We start from the raw sequence: 24,849 nt of genomic DNA on the forward strand, positions 1-24,849 counted from the left end.
TAGATACTAATGAAGAGACAAAACGGTTCGTCTTGTCTCAACATCTAAATTAATTCTATTTTACAGCTTTCTGCTCATTTTGTCTCTAAATCATGAACAAATAATCCGCTTAATAATTTTGGTTCAAACCACGTTGATTTTGGCGGCATGATTTTTCCAGCATCTGCCACATTCAGCAAGTCATCCATCGTTGTTGGATAAACTGAAAAAGCGACTGTCCATTCACCGCTATCTACGGCTTGTTCCAGTTCCTTCATTCCGCGAATGCCTCCAACAAAATCAATTCTTTTATCTGTTCGGACATCCTGAATCCCAAAAATATCGGCGAATACGTGATTTTGAAGCAGAGAAACATCTAACCCATCTACTGGATCGTCTGACAAGATGCTATTTTTGGCTATTAGTTGATACCATTGTCCAGCTATATACATGCCAAATGTTTTTGGTTGATCAGGTTTACCTGTTTCAACTTTTTCTACAGTGAATATCTTTTCTAAGCGCGTAAAGAAATCAGCTTCGATCGGAACGTTCAAAATTCGATTGTAATCTAGAATCTCGAGTTCTTCTTTTGGAAAAATCACTGATAAAAAATAGTTGAACTCTGCTGTTTCAGGTGCGTTAGGTTGCGTTTCTTTTTTCTTTTGTCCGACTTTGACTGCGGACTCTGTCCGATGGTGTCCGTCAGCAATGTATAATGCAGGAACTTCTTGAGCAAATGCTGTTTCTAATTGCTCGATCACATGGGCATCATCGATCAGCCATACTCGATGAATAACATCGTGGAAACCAGTAAAATCATAGACTGGTGCTTGTGTTTCTTTCCAGAAGTCCATCATTTCTTGAATCGTTTGATTGCGGCGATAGGTCAGAAAAATCGGGCTGGTATTTGCATCACAAGCTTCGATATGACGGATGCGATCGATTTCTTTTTCTGGTCGTGTAAATTCATGTTTTTTGATTTTTCCATCAGTGTAATCAGTGATTGCTGTACAAGCGACAAGCCCTGTTTGTGCTCGACCATTCATGGTCAATTCATAAAGGTAGAAGAGTGGCTGGTCATCTTGTATCAGCCATTGTTTTTGTAAAAAAGCTTGTAAGTTGTCGGCAGCTTTTGCATAGACTTGATCATCATAAGGAGACAAACTTTCAGGCAAATCGATTTCAGCTTTATCAATGTGTAGATAAGAATAGGGATTGTTTTTTCCCAGTTCTCTTGCCTCTTGAGAGCTTAGAACATCATAAGGCAGCGTTGCGATTTGTACGCTAAATTTTTCGGAAGGACGAATTCCTTTGAATGGATGGATCATAACCATTAATAACTCACCGCCTCAGTATTTTTGATAGTTCTGACACGAATGATGTTTTCTGATGCTTGAATTTTTGCGGCGGCAGCAGCAATCTTGTCTTCATCTGTTTCAGCAATATCAAGAATAGTATATGCATAATCATCACGGCTGCGATTGATCATATTATCGATATTGATATCTAATGTAGCGATGCTGGTTGAGATTTGACCAAGCATATTTGGCACATTTCTATGAATGATCGTTAAACGATAAGGTGAGTTGAAGCTCATTTCTACCGTTGGAAAATTAACAGAGCGTTTAATGTTGCCTGTTTCCAAAAACTTCTTCAATGTTCGCGCCGCCATTTTCGCACAATTGACCTCTGCTTCTTCTGTTGAAGCACCTAAGTGAGGTAAAACTAAAATGTTTTCGTTGTTCAATAAACGTTCGTCTGCAAAATCAGTGACAAAATTGCCGATTTCTCCTTGTTCGATTGCATCAAGGACAGCAGTTGTTTCCACTAATTCACCACGGGCAAAGTTTAAAAGAACTGCTGTCTTTTTCATTTGCTTCAATTGTTCTTTGCCGATCAAATGATGTGTATTTTCTGATAACGGAACATGAATAGTAATAAAATCACAGGTTTTTAATACTTCTTCCATACTTTGCGCCCGTTTGACCCGTCGAGAAATACTCCACGCGGTATCAACAGAAACGAAAGGATCAAAGCCGGTTACTTCCATTCCTAAGCGATAAGCGTCATTCGCGACCATCGCGCCAATGGCACCTAAACCGATCACGCCTAATTTTTTTCCTTCAAGCTCGGTGCCAGCAAATTGCTTTTTCTGTGCCTCTGCTTGCTCTTCAGCATCTGAACCAGTTAGTGTTTGAACCCAGTTTGCTCCTTTTAAAATTGGGCGGACAGATAATAATAAGCAGGCGATGACCAATTCTTTTACCGCATTGGCATTCGCGCCAGGCGTATTAAAGACAACGATGCCGTCTTCTGTACATTGTTTAACGGGGACATTGTTGGTGCCTGCACCTGCTCGAGCAACTGCTAGCACAGAATCAGGAAAGTCATAATCATGAAGTTTTTGACTGCGCAGGATGATACCAGCAGGGGTTTCAGTTTGATTTATCGTAAAGTTTTGCTCATCAAAACGGGCTAGCCCAACTGGAGCAATAGCATTGAATGTTTTAATATCATACATTTATTTTGTTCCTCCATTTTCTGCTTCAAATTTTTTCATGAATGTGACCAAGGCTTCAACTCCAGCTTTAGGAAATGCGTTGTAGAGACTAGCGCGCATACCGCCGACAGAACGATGACCTTTGAGGTTTTCAAAGCCAGCGGCCAATGCTTCTTGATTGAATTGTTTATCAAGAGTTTCGCTTCCAGTCACAAATGGAATATTATTGATCGAGCGGTCTTTTTTAGCAACTGGTGAAGAAAATAGGTTAGATGCCTCGATCTCGTCATATAAAAGTGCGGCTTTTTCCTTATTTTGTTTCTCCATTTGGCTAACTCCGCCTTGTGCTTTGATCCATTCAAAGACAAGTTTTGCCATATAAATACTATAGGTTGGCGGTGTATTGTACATAGAACCATTTTTCGCATGAATATCGTAATCTAACATAGCGCTTAAGACATCTGCCTGACCGATCAGATCTTCACGAACGATCACGACCGTCAAACCTGCTGGACCAATATTTTTTTGTGCGCCAGCGTAAATCAAGCCAAAATCAGCTACATTGTAATCGATAGATAAAATGTTTGATGACATGTCGGCAACAATAGGAACATCGCCAGTATCTGGTAAATCATAAATGGTTGTCCCTTCAATCGTATTATTCGTTGTGATGTGCACGTAAGCAGCATCTTGCGGGATATCTTCTCTACGGATTTCAGGGATATAGGTGAAATTTTGGTCTTCACTAGAAGCGATCACTTCAACGGCTACATTGTCGATCTTCTTAGCCTCGCTGATTGCTTTTTTCGCCCAAGATCCTGTATTGACGTATAAGGCTTTCTTGTTTTGCGCAAGGTTTAAAGGGATCATCGTAAATTGTGTACTAGCACCGCCTTGTAAGAACAGTACTTTATAATTATCAGGAATATTCATCAATTCTCTGAGTAACGTTTCAGCATCTTCAATAATAGCTTCAAAAAGGGAGGAACGATGACTCAACTCCATTACGGACATGCCGCTGTTTTCATAGTTCACCAATTCGGATTGGGCTTTTTCCAAAACACTTTTTGGTAACACGGCGGGACCAGCTGAAAAATTATAAACAGTTTTCATACATCTATCTCTCCTTTGATATGCTCTTTCATTCACTATTATTGTATAGTAAATGTGAAAACCATTATAACAGAAAGCTTAGATTAAAAAAAGATTAAAAAGTAAGTTTCGATATTTTTTTCACAAATATTTTCAAAAGGAGTAAAAGTAACTAAAATTTCTATCAAAATAGAATGAAAATCTGCTGTTTTTGCGTATCTATCAATAACTGAGCCATTTTGCTTCGTGGTTGATTTTACTTTTCTGATGAACGTGGTAGACTACCTACATACAAACAGTTTCAAAGGAGAACACAACATGACGAAATTAAAAGAAATCGCGCTTAGTGCTGTACAAGTGGCGCCGTTTATTTTAGCGAATACACTTATTATTATCCCTTATTTTCTATTTTTGAATTTGAATGATGGGCTGACCTGGGAGAAGGCACTGCCCTTTGTCTTATTTTATACATTTCGGATGACGGGAATTTTCTTGTTGAAGAGTTTCAAGCTAGCACTGACGAACTTTAATGTTTTGATTATTTCCACTTTAATTGGAGGTGTCGGTTGTTTTATTGGTGTTTTGGGTCAGTTTTATTTTCCAGCGTATTTATTTTCCGCTGTATTGATCGGTCTTAGCGCCTCTTGGTTTCCAGCAGCGAATACGACGGTCAACTATCATGAGAAAAATCAGGGGCATTCGACGGCGATTGCGAGGAAATATGTTTTCATTTTATTGATTTTGGGCGTTCTGGTTGCTTCACTAACATTGGCTAAGGAATGGCGAACTTCCCTGGTTTTGAGTGAATACGTTATTCTTTATGCAGCTGCATATTATGCTGTGAGACATTATCCTGATTACGAAATTGATTTTAATGAAGTGGATCAGCAGGTTATTTCGGTAAAAGAGTTCTTTTTATTCTTAAGCTTTTTTGTGTTGTTGCTATTTATTCGTTCAGCACGTTTACTGTTCGATTCTCAGCTTTTAGATATTGGGATCATTGGTTTTTCAGTGTTGTTTGTGATTGCCTCATGGTATTTGAATCGTCAAAGAAAAGCTTGGAAACTACCGTTATGGCTGAATCTGTTGACATTTGCTAATGGAATGTGTATGAATTTCTTGATGCTGTTTGGTACGCTTTACGTAGCTTTACGCTTAGGAGCGAACGGTTTATTAGTAAATTTATATTTGCCCTATGTTTTGGGTATCATTGGTGCAGCTGCTTTTATCAAACTTTTGTACCGTCTGTTTTCTGCGGTCGATCCGAAAATCGTTCATTTAGGCAGTTATATTCTGTCACTATCGTTTCTTTTTTCATCTACATTATTTCCAGTTGGGATCTTTCTGTTAAGCTGTACGATCAATGCAACAGGTGCGTTTTTGAATCGAAATTATTATCAGGAGGAGATTTTACCTCAAGATCAGCGGATCATTACAAAGTATAGTACGCAAACCAAAGGCAGTATAACGCATCAGCTGTTGATGATGAGTTTAATGTGGGTACTGGCTAAACAAGAAAATCTACCAGTAAAAACAGTCCTGCAGATCACTGGACACCGAACAGCAAGTTCTGTAGCCGTTCATCTTGTTGAAATAGTTCATGTCATCAGTTTGATAGGCCTTATTTTATTCTTTGTATTAATTGGGTTTATCGTGTTCAAAGACGATTCAAGTGCTAAAAAGAGCAAAAATTAGTTTAATTGATGTGAAAACAGTAAAAAAGCACAAGAGAATATTAAAGATACTATAAAACTAAGCTAGGAACCTTGGGAATATGGTAAAATAAAAATAGTTTACAAGTAGAGGAGCTTTTTAATGAAACAACGAGGATTTGAAATTATTTCTAGCTATAAAGATCAAGAGGTCTCACTTCCGCAACGCGCGACAAAAGGTGCTGCGGGTTATGACTTTGAAGCAGCAGAACAGGTAATTGTACCAAGTATCTGGAAATTGCAAGAACAGGGAGCTGCTCCAAAACCAGTTCTCGTCAAGACTGGAATTAAAGCTTACATGGCTGAAGATGAATATTTAGAATTAGTCAGCCGTTCATCAAATCCATTGAAACGTTTTTTGATGTTGGCCAATGGTGTCGGCGTGATCGATCGTGATTATTACAATAATGAGGGAAACGAAGGGCACATCATGTTCCAGTTCATTAACTTTGGCTATGAAGACATGGTGATCAAAAAAGGTGAACGAATTGGACAAGGAATATTTAAACCATTTCTATTAGCTGATGTCGATACCGTAGAAAAAGAAAGAACTGGCGGATTTGGCTCGTCCGGTAAAAATTAAAGCAGGGATCTATAACGATCATAAGTGACTGCTTTTCTACCATATTTTTGATGGCTAGTCTTAGTATAAGGTACCTATTGTATGATAAAATGAAGGAATAGAATAAACGAGGAGATAGACAGATGGCAAAAAAAGCAAAAGTTCAATTTGAATGTCAGACCTGCGGATATATCTCCCCAAAATATTTAGGCCGCTGTCCTAACTGCGGGCAATGGAACACGATGACAGAAGAAGTGATCCAAGATACAACAGACCGCAGAGCTCGGGTAAGTTTGACAGGGAAAAAGACACAGCCGCAGCGTTTAGCGGAAGTGGTGCCAAAAAAAGAACCAAGAGTCAAAACGAAATTGATGGAGCTGAATCGTGTGTTAGGCGGTGGAGTCGTTCCAGGATCATTAGTTTTGATCGGTGGAGATCCAGGAATCGGTAAATCAACGTTACTTTTACAAGTTTCTCAACAACTTGCAGAAAGCGGTGGGAAAGTTCTTTATGTTTCTGGAGAAGAAAGTGCAGAGCAAATCAAAATGCGCGCTGAGCGACTAAGTGCGATCGATACGGAATTTTACTTGTATGCTGAAACCGATATGAAAGAGATTTCAAGAGCGATTGAAAAATTGGAACCAGACTATGTAATTATCGATTCTATTCAGACGATGACGCAGCCGGATGTGACAAGTGTTGCCGGTAGTGTCAGTCAAGTGAGAGAAACGACAGCAGAGCTTTTAAAGCTGGCTAAGACCAACGGAATCGCTATTTTTATCGTTGGTCATGTTACAAAAGAAGGTTCGATCGCCGGTCCTAGAATGCTGGAGCATATGGTTGATACGGTGTTATATTTTGAAGGAGATAAGCATCATACATTTAGAATTTTAAGAGCCGTTAAAAATCGTTTCGGCTCTACAAACGAAATCGGAATTTTTGAGATGAGAGAACACGGCTTGGAAGAGGTAGCCAACCCTTCTCAGGTTTTCTTGGAGGAGCGTTTAGCTGATGCAACAGGATCGGCGATCGTCGTAGCAATGGAAGGAACACGACCGATCTTAGTTGAAGTTCAAGCGCTAGTCACTCCAACGATGTTTGGGAATGCAAAACGAACAACGACAGGGTTAGATTTCAATCGAGTGTCCTTGATCATGGCTGTTTTGGAAAAACGTGCAGGTCTATTGTTACAAAACCAAGATGCCTATTTGAAAGCTGCTGGCGGTGTAAAAATCAATGAACCAGCGATCGATTTAGCTGTTGCAGTCAGTATTGCATCGAGTTATAAAGAAAACGGCACAAAACCGACAGAGTGTTTTATTGGTGAAATTGGTTTGACAGGCGAAATTCGTCGTGTGAATAGTATTGAACAGCGTGTGCGTGAGGCGCAAAAGCTGGGCTTTACTAAAATTTATTTACCAAAGAACAATTTAGGCGGATGGACACCGCCTGAAGGCATCGAAATCGTCGGTGTGGCTACGATCGGTGAAACATTAAGAAAAGTATTTCAATAGAGTACAAGGTAGCACTCGGTCTAAGCAGTTAGACGGGGTCTGCCTGTATTCTTTAAATAAGACTATATTGGAGGATGGATCTATGCAAAAACGTGTCGTCACGTTGCTGATGATCGTCGTTGGCGCAAGTCTGGGTATTTCATTATTACCAATGGCTTGGGAAATGGCGCAGCAAGCGGATAATACATGGCTGAACAATAACTTTACTAACAGTTTGATTGGTGCACTTATTTTCTTTATTTTATCGTTAGGGTTAGCGAAGTATATTGTATCAGGCGTTAAAAAAATAGAAGCGGCATTAAATGAGTTGAGTTTGACTTATCTTTTATTTGGAAGTGTCGGTGTGATCATCGGACTGATCATTGGAGCGATCATCTCGATTCCGATGTACAATTTGAATATTCCTTTTGTGAATAGTGTATTGCCGATCTTAGTTATGATCATTTTTGGCTATCTTGGTTTTCGAATGGGAACCACACGAATCGATGAGTGGCGCAAGATTTTTACTCCGAAACAAAAGAAACTACAGAATGAAAATGACGGGGAAGTTTTAGAGCGCAAAGTGGAAGATCGTTTCCATAAGTATAAGATTTTGGATACAAGTGTCATCATTGACGGTAGAATTTACGATATTGCTAAAACAGGCTTTTTAGAAGGGGTTATTTTGATTCCTAACTTTGTTTTATATGAATTGCAGTATATTGCCGATTCTGGTGATAGCTTGAAACGCGTGCGCGGACGTCGTGGACTGGATATTTTAAATGCTTTACAAAAAGAAGATGGCATTTCTGTCGAAATGTACGATGGTGATTTTGAAGATATTTCTGAGGTCGATAGTAAGCTGATCAAATTGGCAAAACTATTAGATGGTGTTGTTGTAACCAATGATTATAACTTGAATAAAGTCTCTGAATTTCAAAATGTCCCTGTTTTGAATATCAATGCCCTAGCTAATGCAGTCAAACCAGTAGTGATTCCAGGAGAGACGATGAATGTCATGGTCGTAAAAGCCGGTACAGAGCGTCAACAAGGCGTTGCGTATTTAGATGACGGCACAATGGTAGTTGTGGAAGATGGACAGCATTATATGAATGAACATATCCAAGTAGTTGTGACAAGCGCGCTACAAACTGCTGCCGGTCGGATGATTTTCGCAAAACCAGCGCATTCCGGCAGAGGGATCGATGATAGTAAAGAAGAAAAAAAAGCCCATGAAAAGAGCTAAAACGAGAGACAAAACTCTGGATTATGAAGTTATTTTGTTAGCAGCAGGGCAAGGAAAACGAATGGGTGCCAGTCGTAATAAGATTTTGTTACATTTGATCGGCAAGCCGGTTATTTCATATTCACTGCAGACATTTTTGAATGATCCTGCTTGTAAACACATCATTTTGGTAACGCAAGAAGATGAGCAGGATCTATTAGCAGCTATGGCAAAAAAAGAAACCAAGAAAAAACATTGTCCCGTAACGATCGTATCTGGTGGTTGTGAGCGTCAATATAGTGTTCACAATGGATTGAAGATGCTGCTCAATCCAGAAAATATCGTCATGGTCCATGATGGTGCTAGACCTTTTGTTACTTTAGCACAGTTAAAATCACTCCATCGCAAGGTTGTTGAAACTAGAGCTGCAATTTTAGGTGTTCCAGTTAAAGATACGATCAAGCGTGTTGTTGACGGTTTCGTTCAAGAAACGGTTCCACGTGAAACATTATGGCAAATCCAAACACCACAAGCTTTTTATGGCACTGACTTAATAGCCGTGCATGAACAAGCGGAAAAAGAGCAATATTTAGGAACGGATGATGCTTCGTTGATCGAAAAATATAGTAACTTGCCAGTATCTATGGTATTGGGAAGCTATGAAAACATCAAGCTCACAACGCCTGAAGACATGTTGATCGGTGAAGCAATCGTGAAAAGAAAAAGAAGTTAGGTGAAAAAAATGATACGAATTGGGCAAGGATTTGATGTCCATCAGCTAGTCGAAGGACGTAAATTGATCATTGGTGGCGTAGAGTTGCCATTTGAAAAAGGCTTATTAGGACATTCTGATGCGGATATTCTATTGCATGCTATAACGGATGCGATCTTAGGTGCTGCTGGCTTAGGAGATATTGGTCATTTATTTCCAGATACAGATCCAGAGTTTAAAGATGCGGATTCGATCAAGCTGCTGAAAGAGGCAAATCAAAAAGTTTTAGCTACTGGCTTTACTATTGGCAATATTGATTGTACAATTTTAGCTGAGCAACCAAAAATGAAGCCGCATTTGGAGCAAATGAAAAAAAACATCGCTGCAGCTTGTCAAATTGAAACAAATCAAATCAATTTGAAAGCAACAACAATGGAAAAAATGGGTTTTATTGGTCATGAAGAAGGTATGGGAGCGATCGCGGTCGCTTTACTTGAAAAATAGAAAGAGGAATGCACAATGTCAAAAGTACGTGTACGCTACGCACCAAGTCCAACTGGACATTTACACATCGGAAATGCAAGAACAGCACTATTTAATTATTTATTTGCTCGTCACAATGATGGCGATTTTATCATCCGTATTGAAGATACGGATCAAAAAAGAAATATTGAAGACGGCGAAAAAAGCCAACTAGAAAACTTAGCGTGGCTAGGAATGGATTGGGATGAGTCTCCTGAAAAACCTGGTGAGTATGGACCTTACCGTCAATCAGAACGTGGCGAAATTTACCAACCATTGATCGATCAACTATTAGTCAGCAATCGTGCATATAAGTGCTACTGTACGGAAGAAGAATTAGAAGCGGAAAGAGAAGCACAACGTGCTCGCGGGGAAATGCCTCATTACTCTGGTAAATGTGCAGACTTAACACCTTCTGAGCAAGCTGAAAAAGAAGCACAAGGCCTTAAGCCAGTGATTCGTTTCCGTGTACCAAGAAATACTTCTTATACATTTAATGATATGGTCAAAGGTGAAATTGTGTTTGAATCAGATAATATCGGCGGTGATTTCGTTATTCAAAAACGCGATGGTATGCCGACGTATAATTTTGCTGTAGCTGTAGATGACCATATGATGAAGATCACACATGTTTTACGTGGGGATGACCATATTGCGAATACTCCAAAACAGTTAATGGTTTATGAAGCGTTCGGCTGGACAGCCCCTGAATTTGGACACATGACATTGATCATCAATTCTGAAACAGGGAAAAAATTAAGCAAACGTGATGAATCGATTTTACAATTTATCGAACAATATCGTGAGCTTGGCTACTTACCAGAAGCGATGTTCAACTTTACTGCATTACTAGGCTGGTCACCTGTTGGCGAAGACGAAATCTTCTCGCAAGAAGAATTGATCAAAATCTTCGATCCAGAACGTTTAAGCAAATCACCAGCTGCGTTTGATGGTAAGAAACTTGAATGGGTCAATAATCAATATATGAAACAATTAGACCTGGACACGCTGACAGATATGTGTATTCCGTATTTAGTAGTGGATGGACGTATCGAAGCAAACCCAAGTGCAGAAAAAATTGAATGGTTGAAAAAAGTTGTTAGCCTATATCAACCACAAATGAGTTACGCTGCTGAAATCGTTGAAGTATCAAGCTTATTCTTCAATGAACATCCAGTTTTAGATGAAGCGGCTAAAGAAGTCTTGGCAGGAGAAACAGTACCGACAGTATTAGCAGCGTTCAAAGCACAACTGGAAGCAATGGATGTTGTGGATGTTGAGCATATCAAAGCTGGGATCAAAGCTGTTCAAAAAGAAACAGGCATCAAAGGCAAGAACTTGTTCATGCCAATCCGTGTAGCTGTTTCAGGCCAAATGCACGGTCCTGAACTAGGAGATACAATTGAGCTTTTAGGAAAAGAAAAAGCGTTAGATCATTTAAACAAAGTTTTATAATAAAAATATATCGAGAAGAAGAAGTAAAAAAGCGAGTGTCTTTAGAGAGACTGTGGATGGTGAAAACAGTTGTCAGCTCTTTTTGAAATGCATCTTTGAATAGTTTCAGCGACAAGTAGCTGAAAACGGCCAACAACCGTTATCTGTTTTGAGGCAGGGAAACCTGTGAAAAAAAGTGGAACCACGCAAAAGCGTCTTTTAAACGAATGATTTTCGTTTAAAAGACGTTTTTTTGATATCAAAAAGAAAGGAGTAAAAGTTATGGGTTGGTTAAAAAAAGCCGTTGAAGCTATTAAAAAAAATGATCCGGCAGCGCGCTCGACTTTGGAGGCATTGCTTACCTATCCAGGGTTGCATGCATTGTTCTGGCATCGTTTTTCTCACTTTCTTTATCGGCATCGATTGTATTTGTTGGCAAAAATCCACGCTCAGTTTTGGCGTTTTTTAACGGGGATAGAGATTCATCCGGGAGCAAGGATTGCGTCAGGGGTTTTTATTGATCATGGCATGGGTATTGTGATCGGCCAAACAGCGGAAATTGAAGAAGATGTTGTATTGTTTCACGGGGTTACCTTAGGTGGTACAGGAAAAGACACAGGGAAACGTCACCCAACAGTCAAAAAAGGAGCAATGATCCACGCACATGCACAGATTCTTGGACCAGTCACAATCGGTGCACGGGCGAAAATCGGTGCGGCAGCTGTTGTGCTGACTGACATTCCTGATGATGCAACTGCGGTAGGGGTGCCGGCAAAAGTTGTTAGAATCAAAGGAAAAAGAATGGAGGAGAAAGATGATTCAAATTTATAATACACTAACAAGAGAAAAAGAAACCTTTCAATCAATAGAAGAGGGTAAAGTTCGGATGTATGTCTGCGGACCAACGGTTTATAATTACATTCATATTGGAAACGCCCGCAGCACGATCGCTTTTGATACCATTAGACGTTATTTAGAATACCGCGGATATGATGTGAATTATGTGTCCAATTTTACCGATGTTGATGACAAGATCATTCGTGCCGCGAATGAATTAGGGATCACAGCACCAGAAGTGGCTGATCGCTTTATTCAGGCATTTGAAGAGGATACCCATGCGTTGAATGTGCAGCCTGCAACCAGTCATCCACGGGTAATGGATCATATGCCGGACATTCTGACGTTTATTCAAGCGTTGATCGAAAAAGGATATGCGTATGAATCAAAGGGCGATGTTTATTATCGAACACGTAAATTTGATGGTTATGGAAAACTTAGCCATCAATCGATCGATGAACTTGAAGTCGGAGCCAGTCAGCGTACAGGAGTAGAACAAGAATTAAAAGAAGACCCATTGGATTTTGCTTTATGGAAAGGTGCTAAAGAAGGCGAGATTTCTTGGGATTCACCTTGGGGAGCTGGACGTCCCGGTTGGCATATCGAGTGTTCTGTAATGGCAACGAAGCATTTAGGTGATACAATTGATATTCATGGAGGCGGTCAGGATTTAGAGTTTCCTCATCATGAAAATGAAATCGCCCAAAGTGAAGCAAAAACAGGAAAAACATTCGCTAATTACTGGATGCATAATGGCTATGTGACAATTGGTGAAGACGATGAAAAAATGAGTAAGTCACTGGGAAATTTTGTGACAGTTCATGAGTTGGCAAAAAAGATCGATCCGCAAATTCTGCGTTTCTTTATGGCGACGACACAATACCGCCGACCAATTCGTTACAGTGAAACAACAATCAAAGAAGCTGGAGTCAATCTTCAGAAATTAAAAAATGCATTTGAGAATTTATCATTTAGGAAAGAAAATGCCTTGGCAAGTTTGCCTGAAGATGAGCTGCGAATACAAGAGTTAGCTGAGTTAGAAACACGTTTTAAAACAGAAATGGATGACGATTTCAATGCAGCAAACGGGATCACAGTAGTCTATGAACTCTCAAAATGGCTGAACCAATATAGCGAACAAGAAACTGTGTCAGCAATCGTTACAGATAAGGCACTAGATCAGTTTACACAATGGCTGAGTATTTTTGGGATTTATTTCCTCTCAGATGAACTGTTGGATGATGATATCGATCAATTGATAGAAGAACGGAATCAGGCACGCAAGAACCGTGATTTTGCCCGCAGTGATGAGATTCGTGATTTACTGAAAGATAAAGGAATAACCTTGGAAGATACTGCCCAGGGAACTAGATGGAGAAGAAGTGAATGAGAGACTATACGCAATTGAATGGTTTAGCGCTGGCTTATGTAGGGGATGCAATCTATGAAATCTACATTCGTGATTATTTAGTAGAGCAAGGCCAAACAAAACCCAATACGCTGCACCGGATGGCGACACATTATGTATCGGCTAAAGCACAAGCTTTTTTGATTCAAGGAATGTTGGAAGAAAAGCTTTTGAATGAAACAGAAGAAACAATGTATAAACGAGGACGTAATGCCAAAAGCCACACCTCAGCAAAAAATGCGGATATCACGACATATCGCATAGCTACAGGGTTTGAGTCTTTGATGGGGTATCTTCATTTAACAAAACAAACCGAACGCCTGGAAGAATTGATCGACTGGTGTATCAAAAAAGTAGGTGAAAAAGATGCGTAATGATAAAAAACGTGCATTCAAAGATAGCAAACAAAAAAGGAAGCCGGGATTTAAAAAAGAAGCTGTCAAAAAAGACCGCAAGCCAACTGAAGAAGCTGTTGAAGATAATTTTGTTTTCGGAAACCATGCGACGATCGAAGCGATCCAGCAAGGGCGTGGCAACAAATTGTTCCTTCAAGAAGACAGTAAAGGCGAAAAAGTCGAACAGCTTAAAATTCTGGCAAAAGAACATGCAGTACCAGTAAAATGGGTACCCAAACAAAAATTAGACACACTGACAGATCATGGGGTGCATCAGGGGATCGTATTGGCGAGCACAGCCTATGAATATTTGACGCTGGATGATTTGATAACAAAGACGAAAGAAAAGACTGAGACGCCATTTTTCTTGATTTTGGATAGTTTGGAAGATCCGCATAATTTTGGCTCTATTTTAAGAACCGCAGATGCAACAGGAGTGGATGGGATCATCATCCCGAAACATCGAGCAGTCGGTATCACGCCGGTCGTGACCAAAGCATCAACAGGTGCTGTAGAATATATTCCAGTTGCTCGTGTGACGAATTTAGCGCAAAGTATTGCAACCTTAAAAGAGCATGATTTTTGGATCTTTGGCACAGATATGAAAGGCACGGACTATCGCCAGTGGAATACCCAAGGAGCGATCGCATTGATCATTGGTAATGAAGGTCGTGGGATGAGTCAGGGGTTGCATAAAGAAGTAGATGAGTTATTGACGATTCCGATGACAGGACATGTCCAAAGTTTAAATGCGGGTGTTGCTGCTGGATTGCTGATGTATGAAGTTTATCGAGGTCGTAATCCGTTATAGATTATATCAAGAGCTGAAAAAATATTTTGGTCGTTTATTCTAATAATAAAGAAGGTGAAAATAAAAGATGAAAAAGCAATTACTCATCGTTGATGGCTATAATATGATCGGTGCTTGGCCTGAGCTGGTGAAATTGAAGAATCAAAACAAACTAGAAGATGCTAGAGAAGTTTTATTGAATCGTCTCTCTAACTATGCAAAATATGAGGATCTAGAAGTGATCGTTGTCTTCGATGCGCAACTGGTTCCAGGAATCCAGCAAACCTATAAAAAGTATCAATTAACAGTTATTTTCACTAAAGAAGATGAAACGGCCGATAGCTACATTGAACGAATCGCAGGAGAAAAAAATGATCGATTGACCCAAGTGACTGTTGCAACAAGTGATTTGGCAGAGCAATGGTTAGTTTTCTCTAAAGGGGCTTTACGAACCTCTGCAAATGAGCTGTATAAAAGTGTTAAAAAGTCTGAGCGTACGATAGCGATTCATGCAACAGACATCCACTTTCAAGATTTTCGTAGAAATTCTCCTTGGAATTTAGAACAATTGTCAAAATTGTCTGATAAAATGGACGAATTATCTAAAAAGAAAGATTAAACGTTTGTTCGCTTCTCTCTTTTTTGAGGTTAATGGTACGCTTTCTCCAAACATTTTCCATGGAAGAAAATGTTTGAAAGGAGAAAAGGGTATGGGCAAGTATGAAGACATTTTAAAAGGAGATGGGATGGCGTTTGATCGATTATATCGAAAATATCATCCACTTGTGTACAATTTTAGAAAAAAATACTATTTGAAGGACTTCGACAGAGAAGACTGGCTCCAGGAAGGACGAATTATTTTTTATCGTTCTCTCGAAAAATATGAAGAAACCTATAGTGTTTCGATTGGGAAATTTTTCAAGTCAAACTTTGAAAATCATATTCGCAGCCTGGTACGAAAGCAGTGTGCAGTCAAACGGACTGTAGATGTGCAATCTGTTTCGTTAGATCAAAAAATGGAAAGTCAAGGAGAGTCATTTTTTGATTATGTGAGTGCTGAAGCTTCAGACGCATTGGAACAGATGATCATTAGAGAAAAGCTGGAAGAATTACCTCAAGTGCTATCACCGTTTGAACGAACGACATTTCAGGAATTTATGAATGGTAAAGAGATTGGAGAAATCGCAAAGGCAACTGCAAGCCGCGAAGTCACAGTCAGAAGTGCCTATGATCGAGCAAAAAAGAAATTGAAATCGATTATTTATGATTAAAATGAGAATCTTAGAGGAAATTCACATGAAATAATTATCTTAAATGAGATAGAATTAGTTGCATTTCATTTTCTGCTATGGTAAACTTGAAATTTTTATCTCTATGTGTTATAATGGAGTTTGAGGTGAATGCAATGCCAACAACTTTAGCGTCAATCAAAAAAGATTTAGAATGTCGTATCGGCAGCAAAATCACATTAGTTGCTCAGACCGGCAGAAAGCGTCAAACTGAACGTAAAGGTATTTTGACAGAAACGTATCCATCTGTCTTCGTTGTAGATTTAGATCCAGATGAAAACTCATTTGAACGAGTTTCTTATAGTTACTCAGATGTGCTGACTCGCACAGTGGAGATTGAGTTTGTTAGTGAAGCTGTCTAAAAAATAGTCTAAAGAAGATAGACAGAAGTGCTTAACTTCAAGCAATCATTACTTTTTTACCATTGTTTATCTGGAATTTAATGAGAGGAGATGTCACTCGATGAGTAACATCTCCTCTATTTTTTCATCCTCTTTTTATTGAGTGAAGAGAAGTATGTTTGTGCTGGAGCGCTTATTTATCCAGTGAAAAAGAACGACGCTATTGCCTTCCCAATACTCGGCTTATGATCCACGAACCTCCCGGCGGCGCGCAAGGACAGTCTAGGGATCTGGAAATTACTGCGAAAGAAATTATTCGTACACGAGAAAAAATCAATCAGCTGATTTCAAGAGAATCAGGTAAAGATATCGAACACGTGAGAAACGATACCGCTAGAGATTATTGGTTGAGTGCTGAAGCGGCTCTAGAGTATGGGTCCGCAAATAAAAATAGAAGTGAAATGAAGTAAGTATAGAAATATAGTGTTCCCATAGGTATCTACAAAATAACCTGAAGATAAAGCGGATCGTTGGTTTTATCTTCAGGTTTTTTTGTATAAAAAACTCGAAAAGTAGTTGTTTTCTAATGAAACCTGAATACTTTTCTACAAATCTATACATCTCAAACAACATATGTTAGAATTTAAAAGATTGTGAAGTTGGTTGAAGGAACAGAGTTAGATAGGTGAAAATAATGGAAATCATAGAAAAGGCACCCGCAAAAATCAATTTGGGGTTGGATGCTCTCTATAAAAGAAAAGATGGTTATCACGAATTAGAGATGATCATGGCTAGTGTGGACTTGGCAGATCGGCTGCTATTTGAAGAACTGCCAGAAAATGAGATTGTGATCGAAACAGACAGTTCTTTTTTACCTGTAGATCGAAGAAATCATGTCTATCAAGCAGCAGAGCTATTGAAGCGGACGTTTAATCTCACACAAGGAGTCAAAATCACAATAGAAAAAAGAATCCCGGTCGCTGCAGGTTTAGCTGGCGGTAGTAGTGACTGTGCTGCGGCACTGCGTGGTTTAAATCGCTTATGGGGACTTGATTTGTCATTGGAGGATTTAGCTGAATTAGGTAGTCAGATCGGTTCAGATGTTCCTTATTGTATTCACGGCGGGACGGCCTTTGTTACAGGACGAGGAGAAAAAATCGAGTTTTTACCTTCGATGCCTCAATGCTGGGTTGTTTTAGTTAAACCAAGGATGAGTGTTTCGACAAGTTCGATTTTTGGCAGCTTGTCTTTTAACAGTATTCAGCATCCTGATATTGCTGGAATCAGACAGGCAGTGGAAACAGATGACTATCAATTGATGACAGAAAAAATCGGCAATGCTCTAGAAGGCGTGACGATCAAACGTCATCCAGTCATTCAGCAAATCAAAGATCGAATGATCAATTATGGTGCAGATGCCGCCTTGATGAGCGGCAGTGGACCGACGGTTTTTGCTCTGTGCGAGAAGAAGACGCGGGCTCAGCGGATTTACAATGGCTTAAAAGGCTTTTGTGATGAGGTTTATCTGGTGAGGACATTGAAATAAGAGAAGAGGCTAGGCAGAAGTGGTTGCTTCTGCCTCTTATTCGAACTTGAGGTGGCTGTGACATAACTTTACGAGTTATGTCTCAGTCACTTCTTTTGTTTTTATTTAAAGTAGATAGGATCAAGTTTTAGCTAGTTCAAGTAATTTTTTAACTGTATTGGCATTTCGAATAGTCACTTTACTATTTACCGTGGAGCTTGCAATTTTTGACCATCTTGTTTTGGAGAAGCTTTTTAAGTTTGCCGTCCAAAAAATGACATTTTCATATAAATGGATCTGCTCGATCTCAGATTTTGCTTCACCGATCACTTCTACAACTTCTTCTACGGTGGTTGGAGCGATCATAAAAATGGTATTATGGTACACTTCTTTATCCGCTGTCCCCCACCATTCAGGTGCATTAGCAAAAACAGTTGAAAGTTCCTCCGCTGTGAGGACCATTACGGGTACTTCTAAACCAAAGTTTTCCTTTATGGATCGCTGTATCAAGTCTACTAATTCCTCTCTAACTGAAATAGTACTGTTAAATAAAATGTTCCCGCTATTGATATAGGTAGTGACATTAGTAAAACCAAGTGTTTCACATGCTGTTTTTAGTTTGGACATTGCGATCTTATTTTTTCCGCTGACATTTATACCTCTCAACAATGCGATATATTTTTTCATATAAAATAGCCACTCCTTTCATTTCAAATTTTTAGTTCATCAAAACGGATCCGCTTAATGTCATGCTCTTCAAACCAGCTCCTTACACGAGGGTCACAAAGCGTCGCCAGCTCCTTACATCTCATCAAAGTGTAGGAAGAATGCTCCAAAACAAACTGATCTAAGTAGCCAACATCAAAGTGCATTTCGGCGACCGCATCATCAGCTAAAGAAAGCAATCCAAAGTCATCATTCAAAAAATTTTCCACGCTTACGCCATTTTTGATGTAAGAAAGTGCACCGGATTCCAATAATTTTGTGATGCTCAAGTAACCAGATTGGGTGGGCCATTTTTTCTTTCCGCTGTACTTTAATGTAGTGTGAATGTGATATTCACGAGCTAAATCAAAGAAAACCTGATCGACAGCTTCATCTCCGATCGAATGACAATCAAAATGTTTTGGATAATGCCCGGTTAATTCTTTGAAACGCTCTAATTGTGCAATAGTTTCGATTCGAACCTCATCATAAACAAATCGAACGGATGGTTGTTGACGATAATAGGAAGAACGGTGAAAAAAGCCCTGTTCATCTACTAAAGAAGGAATGTCTTTTGGATCAGCACAAGGTTCACCTAAAAGAAAGTTGGTATGCTGACCGACAAATAATCCAGGATGCTCTTTTGCAAGTGTTACTGCGTGTTTTGCGGTAGGTAAATTAGGCATCAATAAAGTCGATGTTGTGATTCCGTCTACAAAACTCTTGATGATCCCGTGATTGATTGCTTCAGACAGTCCAAAATCATCTGCATCGATAATAACTTTTACCAAATAAGTTTCCTTCTTTCCAAGATCAATGATTGGCATCTTTATACATTGATTATACCAGTAAACACATCGATAGTTATTTTTGTTAGTATCTTTTTCACTTTTTCTCTTGACGTACCACTTTCATTCTGTTAAATTAGTTCTTGCTACCAAATCGTAAATGTTACGATTTGAACGAGATAAATCGAAATGGGGATACGAAATGAGAAAAAATAGATGGTTATATATGGCGGGAATTCTTTTAATCGCAGCATTAACAACACTAACGGCTTGCGGGCAAACAAAAGAAACAGACAAAGCAGCAAAAGATGGTAAAATAAAAGTTGTGACCACTTTTTATCCGATGTATGATTTTGCGAAAAATGTTGTGGGAGATGCTGGTGATGTTCAATTATTGATCCCAGCAGGAACAGAACCGCATGATTATGAACCAAGTGCTAAGGATATTGCTAAAATAACAGATGCAGATGCGTTTATTTATAATAGTCATGAACTAGAAACATGGGTCGAAGCTGTCTTGGAAAATGTCGACCAGAAAAAAGTTGCTGTTGTTGAAGCAGCAGGCTCTATTGATTTAATGGAAGGTGCGGCTCATGAGCATGAGGAAGAAGAATCAGATCATGAAGGACACGATCATGACCACGAATTAGATCCTCACGTATGGCTAGATCCTGTATTGGCGCAAAAACAAGTTGAAGCGATTCGCGATGCGTTGATCAAAAAATACCCAGAGCAAAAAACAACCTTTGAACAAAATGCTGCAGCTTACATCGAAAAATTAACGGATTTGGATAAAGAATACCAGGCAGCTTTTGCTGATGCGAAAAACAAAACCTTTGTAACGCAACATGCCGCATTTGGTTACTTGGCAAAACAATATGGGTTAACCCAAGAGTCGATTGCGGGAATTTCGCCAGACCAAGAGCCTTCACCAAGTCGTTTAGCTGAATTGAAAAAATACATTGAAGAACATGATGTTGCTGTCATCTATTTTGAATCCTCAGCTTCATCAAAAGTAGCGGAAACATTATCAAGAGAAACAGGTGTAGAATTATCTGTGTTGAATCCGCTGGAAAGTGTCACGAAAAAAGAACAGGAACAAGGGGAAGATTATATTTCTGTTATGAAAGCTAATCTGGAAGCCTTGAAAAAGAGCATTAAATAGATAGGACACAATCTAGTCTATTGAGTACAATCGAACGGTGGAAGCAGAAGCAGTTTCTCCTTATATTAGGAGATAAATCCTTCTGCTCCAACCTCAAAGAAGGAGCAAGATCATGCATTATCTAGAAGTAAAAGATCTCACATTTTATTATGATGATGAGCCAGTGCTGGAAGGTGTATCTTACCATGTCGATCCAGGGGAATTTGTGATTTTGACTGGAGAAAATGGTGCAGCGAAATCAACCTTGATCAAGAGTAGTTTAGGACTATTGAAACCAACGAGGGGGACGATCACGATTTCTAAAGAAAATAGTCAAGGGGAAAAGCTGAGTATTGGCTATATTCCACAGCAAGTCGCGTCATTTAACGCCGGTTTTCCAAGTACGGTGATCGAGCTGGTCCGCTCAGGCCGTTTTCCGCGCAATCGCTGGTTCAAACCATTGACTAAACGTGATCATCAGCATGTGGAAAAAGCCTTAAAAGCTGTTGGTATGTGGGAGATGCGTCATAAACGGATCGGGGAACTTTCCGGCGGACAAAAACAACGAATCAGTTTGGCCCGTATTTTTGCGACAGATCCGGATTTATTTATTTTAGACGAACCAACAACAGGAATGGATGAAACGTCTAGAAATGAGTTTTATCGCTTGTTAAGGCATAACGCTCACGATCACGGCAAAGCGATTTTGATGATCACTCATGATCACGAGGATATAAAATCATATGCGGATCGACAAATTCGTTTAGTTCGGAAGGAGGATTCACAGTGGAGATGCTTTCATATGAGTTCATAATTAGTAATAGTTAAAGCAAAAACACTGTAATATAAGCGTTTCTATCAATCTTGTTTTGTACAAATGAATTAAAAAAAGACTTACTGTTCTCACGAATGTTCCCAGTAGGTCTTTTTTTAGTTCATTTTAGAGAAGTAAATTACAAATAATATTAATTTAAACCTATTTGAAGGTATTTGTATTTTAAAGATTTTTTTGATAACCTTTGAGTTTGTATTAATGTTCTATGAGGATAAAATATATTGATTTATACCAATAAGTTTGAGAAAATAGGCATAGGAATAAATAAATGAATGGGGATAGTAAAATGAAAAAGTTATTAATGAGTATTTTGTTAATTTTTGTGTTAAGTGGTTGTAGCCCAGCAAAAGATTTAAGTGATTATGTAACAGTAGACTTTTCAGGTATGGATACGAAAGGAACGGCTTCATATAATGTAGATATGAATAAGTTATATAAAGATGTGTTGAATTATGATGAGGAATCAGGGTTTCCAGATGAAGATACACAAAAAGAAATGATGGCAATTGCTGATTCTTATAAAGTGAAAATGAGTAAAGAAAATAATCTTTCTAATGATGATAAGATCAAAGTTATTGTTTCTGTGGATGAGAACAAAACTAAGAAAATTAAGGGAGGAGAAAAAGAGTTTACAGTCAATAGTTTAGAAAAGCCTAAAAAATTAACGACTGAAGAGGTTGAAAAGCATTTAGTAGTGAACTTTAATGGAGCTAGTGGCAAGGGAAAAGCTACGATAGATAATACTTTTGAAGAACCATTAAATTTTGTTGAGTTTACTATTAAAGATGATGGTAATTTGAAGAACGGCGACATGGCTCAAATAGAGAAAACAAAAGATTTGGAATCAAATTTGAGTGATCAAGGGTATATTTTAAGTGATGATTTTAAGCCTGAATTTGAAGTAAAAGGTTTAAAAAATGTAGCAGAAAAAGCAACGGATATTTCAAATCTTGAAGATATTAAACGAATGATTGATGAAGAAGTAAAAAGATCATATAAGGATTCTGAATATAGCTTTGGTAGTAAATACGAAATTACATTAAATAAATTGTTTTACAGACAATTTGCAAAAGATAATACCAATGAAGATTCAGGTTGGTTTAGTAGTAGTTCTTCGGATAATGGTAATCTGATTGGGGTATATACAATTAAAGAATTTTCTGCTGGAACGGAAAGTAAGTTGCTAAGACAGTTTACGGCAATTATTGGTTATTCTGATATAGTTTTAGATGAGAATAAGCAAGCTAATGTAGCTGAGATAAAAGAAATCTCAACAACTAAAGATGATACCTATTCTCTTGAATCAGTGTTAAAACTATACGAAGGATATGGTTATAGTGAAGTGAAATAACTAAAAAAAATACCTACTGTTTTCACGAGTGTTCTCAGTAGGTATTTTTATTGTCTTTGAAATATTAATTTAACTTTCTTTGAGTAGTCCAACGGAATAAGGTGCTTTGGAATCGATGTCCTTGTGATGAGTTAAATTTTTTACCTCATCTTTAACATTTTTAGCGTGTTCGAGATCGCCAATATCTTCTAAAATAGTAATGAAATTGGTGATTTGTTGCATGTATTTTGGTTCACCTGTTTCTATCCAATTTGTTAAGTTTTCAAGATATTTTAAATTCATTCTGAAACTGTAGTTTGAGTTTGTTTTATCTAAATCTTTAGCAATGTTTATGTATTTTCTGGTTAAGTTGTATTCTTTACGATGTAGAGTGATGGAGATAAGATTTATTAAAGTGTTATACGCAAATTTTTTAGTAGTGTAGTCTCTTTGTCTTTCGTTTTCTATAGGGTATGCTTTTTGAATTAAGTGTTTCGCTTGATCCGTAGAGAAAAAAGTTATAGTGTTTGATAATAGTTTATATTCAAATCCAAAAAAATATTTTACATTAGATAACTCATTGTAAATAATTTCAATATCTTCTTTTGAGATACCGTCTACTTCTTTCCATACTCTATGAAAAAAGGTTTTGATTGAATAGTAGTTTGACATTTCTTTAATGTTTTTGTGTGATTTTTTTTTGAGTTTGAAATAAATATCTAAAAGCTGTTTTTTTGTAGATTGATTATTAGGATGATTAGCACAATAAAAATAAAGAGAGGCAAATTTTTCGTATTCTCTATCTAAACTGGTGTAAGTGAAGAATTCGTCTGCTTGTATATTGAGTTTAAGTAGTATGGCTTCTAAATCATCTATTTTGATTATGCGTTGATTGTTTTCGATTCTGGAGTAAGTAGAAGAATCGTGGTGATCAGGAATCATTTCTTTTTGCTTTATATTTTTCTTAGTACGGATAAAACGTAACGAATCGCCTATGTTCATGGTCTCAACTCCTTTCATTTGTCATTATAACAAATAAAACACATGTAATCTTATTTTATTTTGTAATTCTGCAAATAAGTAATTACTTTATGTCATATAATCAAATTTTAATGAAAAAGGTTCAAAAATGCTATAATGTTTGGTAATCTTTTCTTACAGATAAATATAAGTTTGCAAACGAATATTATCTATATAATATTTTAAGGAGGTAGTAAAATGATCGGCTTGTTTATTGCAGTTTCAAGTATGATATCTGTTTATGTAATAACGGTAGGACCTTAATAACAAGATTCAAATCTTTAGAATAAAATGTCATCAGTAAAAAGCGTGCAAAAAAAAGAGCTGTCTCTAACTTTCATAGGTTGGTAGCCTATGTCAAACGTTAAAGACAGACACTAAAGTCTAGCCCTTTAGTGTGTTACTCTTATAATGTAGCGAACGCTACAACACTTTAAGTATATCATTGAAATGTAAATGTTTCATCATTATTTAACAAATTGTTGTGGTGTTTTGCTAGTCAAAAAAGGATTTTTCAATATCCCTTTGTGTACATAAGAGTATCATTGAATTTTTAGGGTAAAAAATGAGGGAATATTATGTATGTAAATCTTGAGAAGATGATGGAAAAGAAAGGCATTAAAGAAGATGAGATATTTGCATTTCTCGGATATAAAAGTGAGTGTTCCAATGAAGCTATCAAAAGATGTTTTACATTTGATGAAGTAATTAAAATTAGAAATTTTTTCTTCCCAGAATATACCATAGAGTATTTGTTTGAGTAAAATGAATAGAGTAACTGATACTAATTATATCAGTTACTCTATATAAAAATTATTATTAATATACTGTAATAGTTTTGTTTGATCCTCTTTGCTTAAAGATGATGTCTTCTTGATTATTTCGGAAAAGGTGGTATCAAAATCAAAGTCAACACTAAGTTGTTCTGGAGATATATCTAACCCTTTACAAATTTTTAGAACATTATCGATTCTTGCATTCCCAACTCCTTTTTCTAAAATAGTTCTAACAGTGGTATAAGGGATTTTAATTGCTTCTGAAAAAACCTTAACATTCCCATATTTACTTTCAATTAAAAGTTTTAAAAAATCTTCTCTGTTCATAGATTAAGCCTCCTGTAGTTGAAGTATATCATGCGGAAATCCGTAAGTAAATAAAAGTTAAAAAAATACGTAAATCCGTATTGACAAAATACGGAAGTCCGTATATAA

At 37.8% G+C, this 24,849-nt stretch carries 27 protein-coding genes and 1 other annotated feature; of the genes, 20 read left to right on the forward strand and 7 right to left on the reverse strand.

Annotated elements, in window-relative coordinates:
• Positions 1–74: 74 nt before the first annotated feature.
• The 3 genes from CC204_RS12790 to serC are packed head-to-tail and all read right to left on the reverse strand — an operon-like array spanning position 75 to position 3,592.
• On the reverse strand, positions 75–1,313 hold the full coding sequence (locus CC204_RS12790) for a DUF1015 domain-containing protein (RefSeq protein ID WP_088270520.1): 1,239 nt from the start codon (positions 1,311–1,313) through the stop codon (positions 75–77).
• A complete protein-coding gene (locus tag CC204_RS12795) occupies positions 1,313–2,500 on the reverse strand; it encodes a 3-phosphoglycerate dehydrogenase family protein (protein WP_088270521.1) in 1,188 nt (395 codons plus the stop codon). Before CC204_RS12795 ends, CC204_RS12790 begins: the two co-directional genes overlap by 1 nt.
• Positions 2,501–3,592: a 3-phosphoserine/phosphohydroxythreonine transaminase gene (serC, locus tag CC204_RS12800; RefSeq protein ID WP_088270522.1), complete on the reverse strand. Its 1,092-nt coding sequence runs from the start codon at positions 3,590–3,592 to the stop codon at positions 2,501–2,503. It lies immediately after the preceding gene.
• Between the two features lie 297 nt (positions 3,593–3,889).
• On the opposite strand from serC, the gene CC204_RS12805 reads away from it, so the two are divergent.
• The 16 genes from CC204_RS12805 to ispE all read left to right on the forward strand — a co-directional run bounded on the left by CC204_RS12805 (position 3,890) and on the right by ispE (position 17,837).
• Positions 3,890–5,266: a hypothetical protein gene (locus CC204_RS12805; RefSeq protein WP_088270523.1), complete on the forward strand. Its 1,377-nt coding sequence runs from the start codon at positions 3,890–3,892 to the stop codon at positions 5,264–5,266.
• Between the two features lie 120 nt (positions 5,267–5,386).
• Positions 5,387–5,866 (forward strand): dCTP deaminase/dUTPase family protein, encoded by a 480-nt coding sequence (locus CC204_RS12810; RefSeq protein ID WP_088270524.1) that lies wholly within the window; start codon positions 5,387–5,389, stop codon positions 5,864–5,866.
• 122 nt (positions 5,867–5,988) lie between these two features.
• Positions 5,989–7,359, forward strand: a complete 1,371-nt coding sequence (gene radA / locus CC204_RS12815) for a DNA repair protein RadA (protein WP_088270525.1) — start codon at positions 5,989–5,991, stop codon at positions 7,357–7,359.
• A gap of 82 nt (positions 7,360–7,441) precedes the next feature.
• Entirely contained in the window at positions 7,442–8,584 is a 1,143-nt protein-coding gene (locus CC204_RS12820; protein WP_088270526.1) for a PIN/TRAM domain-containing protein, read from the forward strand.
• On the forward strand, positions 8,571–9,296 hold the full coding sequence (ispD, locus tag CC204_RS12825; protein WP_088270527.1) for a 2-C-methyl-D-erythritol 4-phosphate cytidylyltransferase: 726 nt from the start codon (positions 8,571–8,573) through the stop codon (positions 9,294–9,296). The genes CC204_RS12820 and ispD overlap by 14 nt, the downstream gene beginning before the upstream one ends.
• A gap of 9 nt (positions 9,297–9,305) precedes the next feature.
• Entirely contained in the window at positions 9,306–9,779 is a 474-nt protein-coding gene (gene ispF, locus CC204_RS12830; RefSeq protein ID WP_088270528.1) for a 2-C-methyl-D-erythritol 2,4-cyclodiphosphate synthase, read from the forward strand.
• A 15-nt stretch (positions 9,780–9,794) separates the two neighbouring features.
• Complete coding sequence (gene gltX, locus CC204_RS12835; protein WP_088270529.1) at positions 9,795–11,252, forward strand: glutamate--tRNA ligase; 1,458 nt, start codon at positions 9,795–9,797, stop codon at positions 11,250–11,252.
• 1 nt (position 11,253) lies between these two features.
• Positions 11,254–11,454 (forward strand) — a binding site (T-box leader).
• Positions 11,455–11,513: 59 nt separating this feature from the next.
• Positions 11,514–12,062 (forward strand): serine O-acetyltransferase EpsC, encoded by a 549-nt coding sequence (gene epsC / locus CC204_RS12840; protein ID WP_088270530.1) that lies wholly within the window; start codon positions 11,514–11,516, stop codon positions 12,060–12,062.
• Complete coding sequence (cysS, locus tag CC204_RS12845) at positions 12,046–13,458, forward strand: cysteine--tRNA ligase (protein WP_088270531.1); 1,413 nt, start codon at positions 12,046–12,048, stop codon at positions 13,456–13,458. The genes epsC and cysS overlap by 17 nt, the downstream gene beginning before the upstream one ends.
• Positions 13,455–13,850 (forward strand): Mini-ribonuclease 3, encoded by a 396-nt coding sequence (locus tag CC204_RS12850; protein ID WP_088270532.1) that lies wholly within the window; start codon positions 13,455–13,457, stop codon positions 13,848–13,850. Before cysS ends, CC204_RS12850 begins: the two co-directional genes overlap by 4 nt.
• Complete coding sequence (rlmB, locus tag CC204_RS12855; protein ID WP_373285339.1) at positions 13,834–14,682, forward strand: 23S rRNA (guanosine(2251)-2'-O)-methyltransferase RlmB; 849 nt, start codon at positions 13,834–13,836, stop codon at positions 14,680–14,682. Before CC204_RS12850 ends, rlmB begins: the two co-directional genes overlap by 17 nt.
• Before the next feature lie 67 nt (positions 14,683–14,749).
• On the forward strand, positions 14,750–15,280 hold the full coding sequence (locus CC204_RS12860) for an NYN domain-containing protein (protein ID WP_088270534.1): 531 nt from the start codon (positions 14,750–14,752) through the stop codon (positions 15,278–15,280).
• 91 nt (positions 15,281–15,371) lie between these two features.
• Entirely contained in the window at positions 15,372–15,932 is a 561-nt protein-coding gene (locus tag CC204_RS12865) for a sigma-70 family RNA polymerase sigma factor (protein WP_088270535.1), read from the forward strand.
• Between the two features lie 134 nt (positions 15,933–16,066).
• A complete protein-coding gene (locus CC204_RS12870) occupies positions 16,067–16,312 on the forward strand; it encodes a Veg family protein (RefSeq protein ID WP_069663217.1) in 246 nt (81 codons plus the stop codon).
• Between the two features lie 158 nt (positions 16,313–16,470).
• Positions 16,471–16,761 carry a ClpP family protease gene (locus CC204_RS12875; protein WP_088270536.1) on the forward strand — a complete coding sequence of 97 codons (291 nt, stop codon included), beginning with the start codon at positions 16,471–16,473 and terminating at the stop codon, positions 16,759–16,761.
• A 224-nt stretch (positions 16,762–16,985) separates the two neighbouring features.
• Complete coding sequence (gene ispE, locus CC204_RS12880) at positions 16,986–17,837, forward strand: 4-(cytidine 5'-diphospho)-2-C-methyl-D-erythritol kinase (RefSeq protein ID WP_088270537.1); 852 nt, start codon at positions 16,986–16,988, stop codon at positions 17,835–17,837.
• Between the two features lie 120 nt (positions 17,838–17,957).
• Here ispE and CC204_RS12885 read toward each other — a convergent pair whose 3' ends face one another.
• Both CC204_RS12885 and CC204_RS12890 read right to left on the reverse strand, forming a co-directional pair.
• Positions 17,958–18,503: a DUF1697 domain-containing protein gene (locus CC204_RS12885; RefSeq protein WP_088270538.1), complete on the reverse strand. Its 546-nt coding sequence runs from the start codon at positions 18,501–18,503 to the stop codon at positions 17,958–17,960.
• Positions 18,504–18,526: 23 nt separating this feature from the next.
• Entirely contained in the window at positions 18,527–19,312 is a 786-nt protein-coding gene (locus CC204_RS12890; RefSeq protein WP_162288353.1) for a ChbG/HpnK family deacetylase, read from the reverse strand.
• A 199-nt stretch (positions 19,313–19,511) separates the two neighbouring features.
• Between CC204_RS12890 and CC204_RS12895 the strand changes: the two genes are divergently transcribed.
• From CC204_RS12895 to CC204_RS12905, 3 genes are all read left to right on the forward strand, one after another.
• On the forward strand, positions 19,512–20,474 hold the full coding sequence (locus CC204_RS12895; RefSeq protein ID WP_088270540.1) for a metal ABC transporter substrate-binding protein: 963 nt from the start codon (positions 19,512–19,514) through the stop codon (positions 20,472–20,474).
• Between the two features lie 112 nt (positions 20,475–20,586).
• On the forward strand, positions 20,587–21,267 hold the full coding sequence (locus tag CC204_RS12900; RefSeq protein ID WP_088270541.1) for a metal ABC transporter ATP-binding protein: 681 nt from the start codon (positions 20,587–20,589) through the stop codon (positions 21,265–21,267).
• A 307-nt stretch (positions 21,268–21,574) separates the two neighbouring features.
• The gene (locus CC204_RS12905; protein ID WP_088271721.1) at positions 21,575–22,639 is read left to right on the forward strand and encodes a hypothetical protein; all 1,065 of its coding nucleotides are present in this window, start codon (positions 21,575–21,577) and stop codon (positions 22,637–22,639) included.
• A gap of 69 nt (positions 22,640–22,708) precedes the next feature.
• On the opposite strand, the gene CC204_RS12910 is transcribed toward CC204_RS12905, so the two are convergent.
• A complete protein-coding gene (locus tag CC204_RS12910) occupies positions 22,709–23,620 on the reverse strand; it encodes a helix-turn-helix domain-containing protein (protein ID WP_088270542.1) in 912 nt (303 codons plus the stop codon).
• 596 nt (positions 23,621–24,216) lie between these two features.
• Here CC204_RS12910 and CC204_RS12915 point away from each other — a divergent pair.
• Entirely contained in the window at positions 24,217–24,402 is a 186-nt protein-coding gene (locus tag CC204_RS12915; protein WP_088270543.1) for a hypothetical protein, read from the forward strand.
• A gap of 33 nt (positions 24,403–24,435) precedes the next feature.
• On the opposite strand, the gene CC204_RS12920 is transcribed toward CC204_RS12915, so the two are convergent.
• Positions 24,436–24,741 carry a helix-turn-helix domain-containing protein gene (locus tag CC204_RS12920; protein WP_088270544.1) on the reverse strand — a complete coding sequence of 102 codons (306 nt, stop codon included), beginning with the start codon at positions 24,739–24,741 and terminating at the stop codon, positions 24,436–24,438.
• Positions 24,742–24,849 lie beyond the last annotated feature (108 nt).

Source organism: Enterococcus wangshanyuanii (assembly GCF_002197645.1).
Lineage (GTDB): Bacteria > Bacillota > Bacilli > Lactobacillales > Enterococcaceae > Enterococcus_L > Enterococcus_L wangshanyuanii.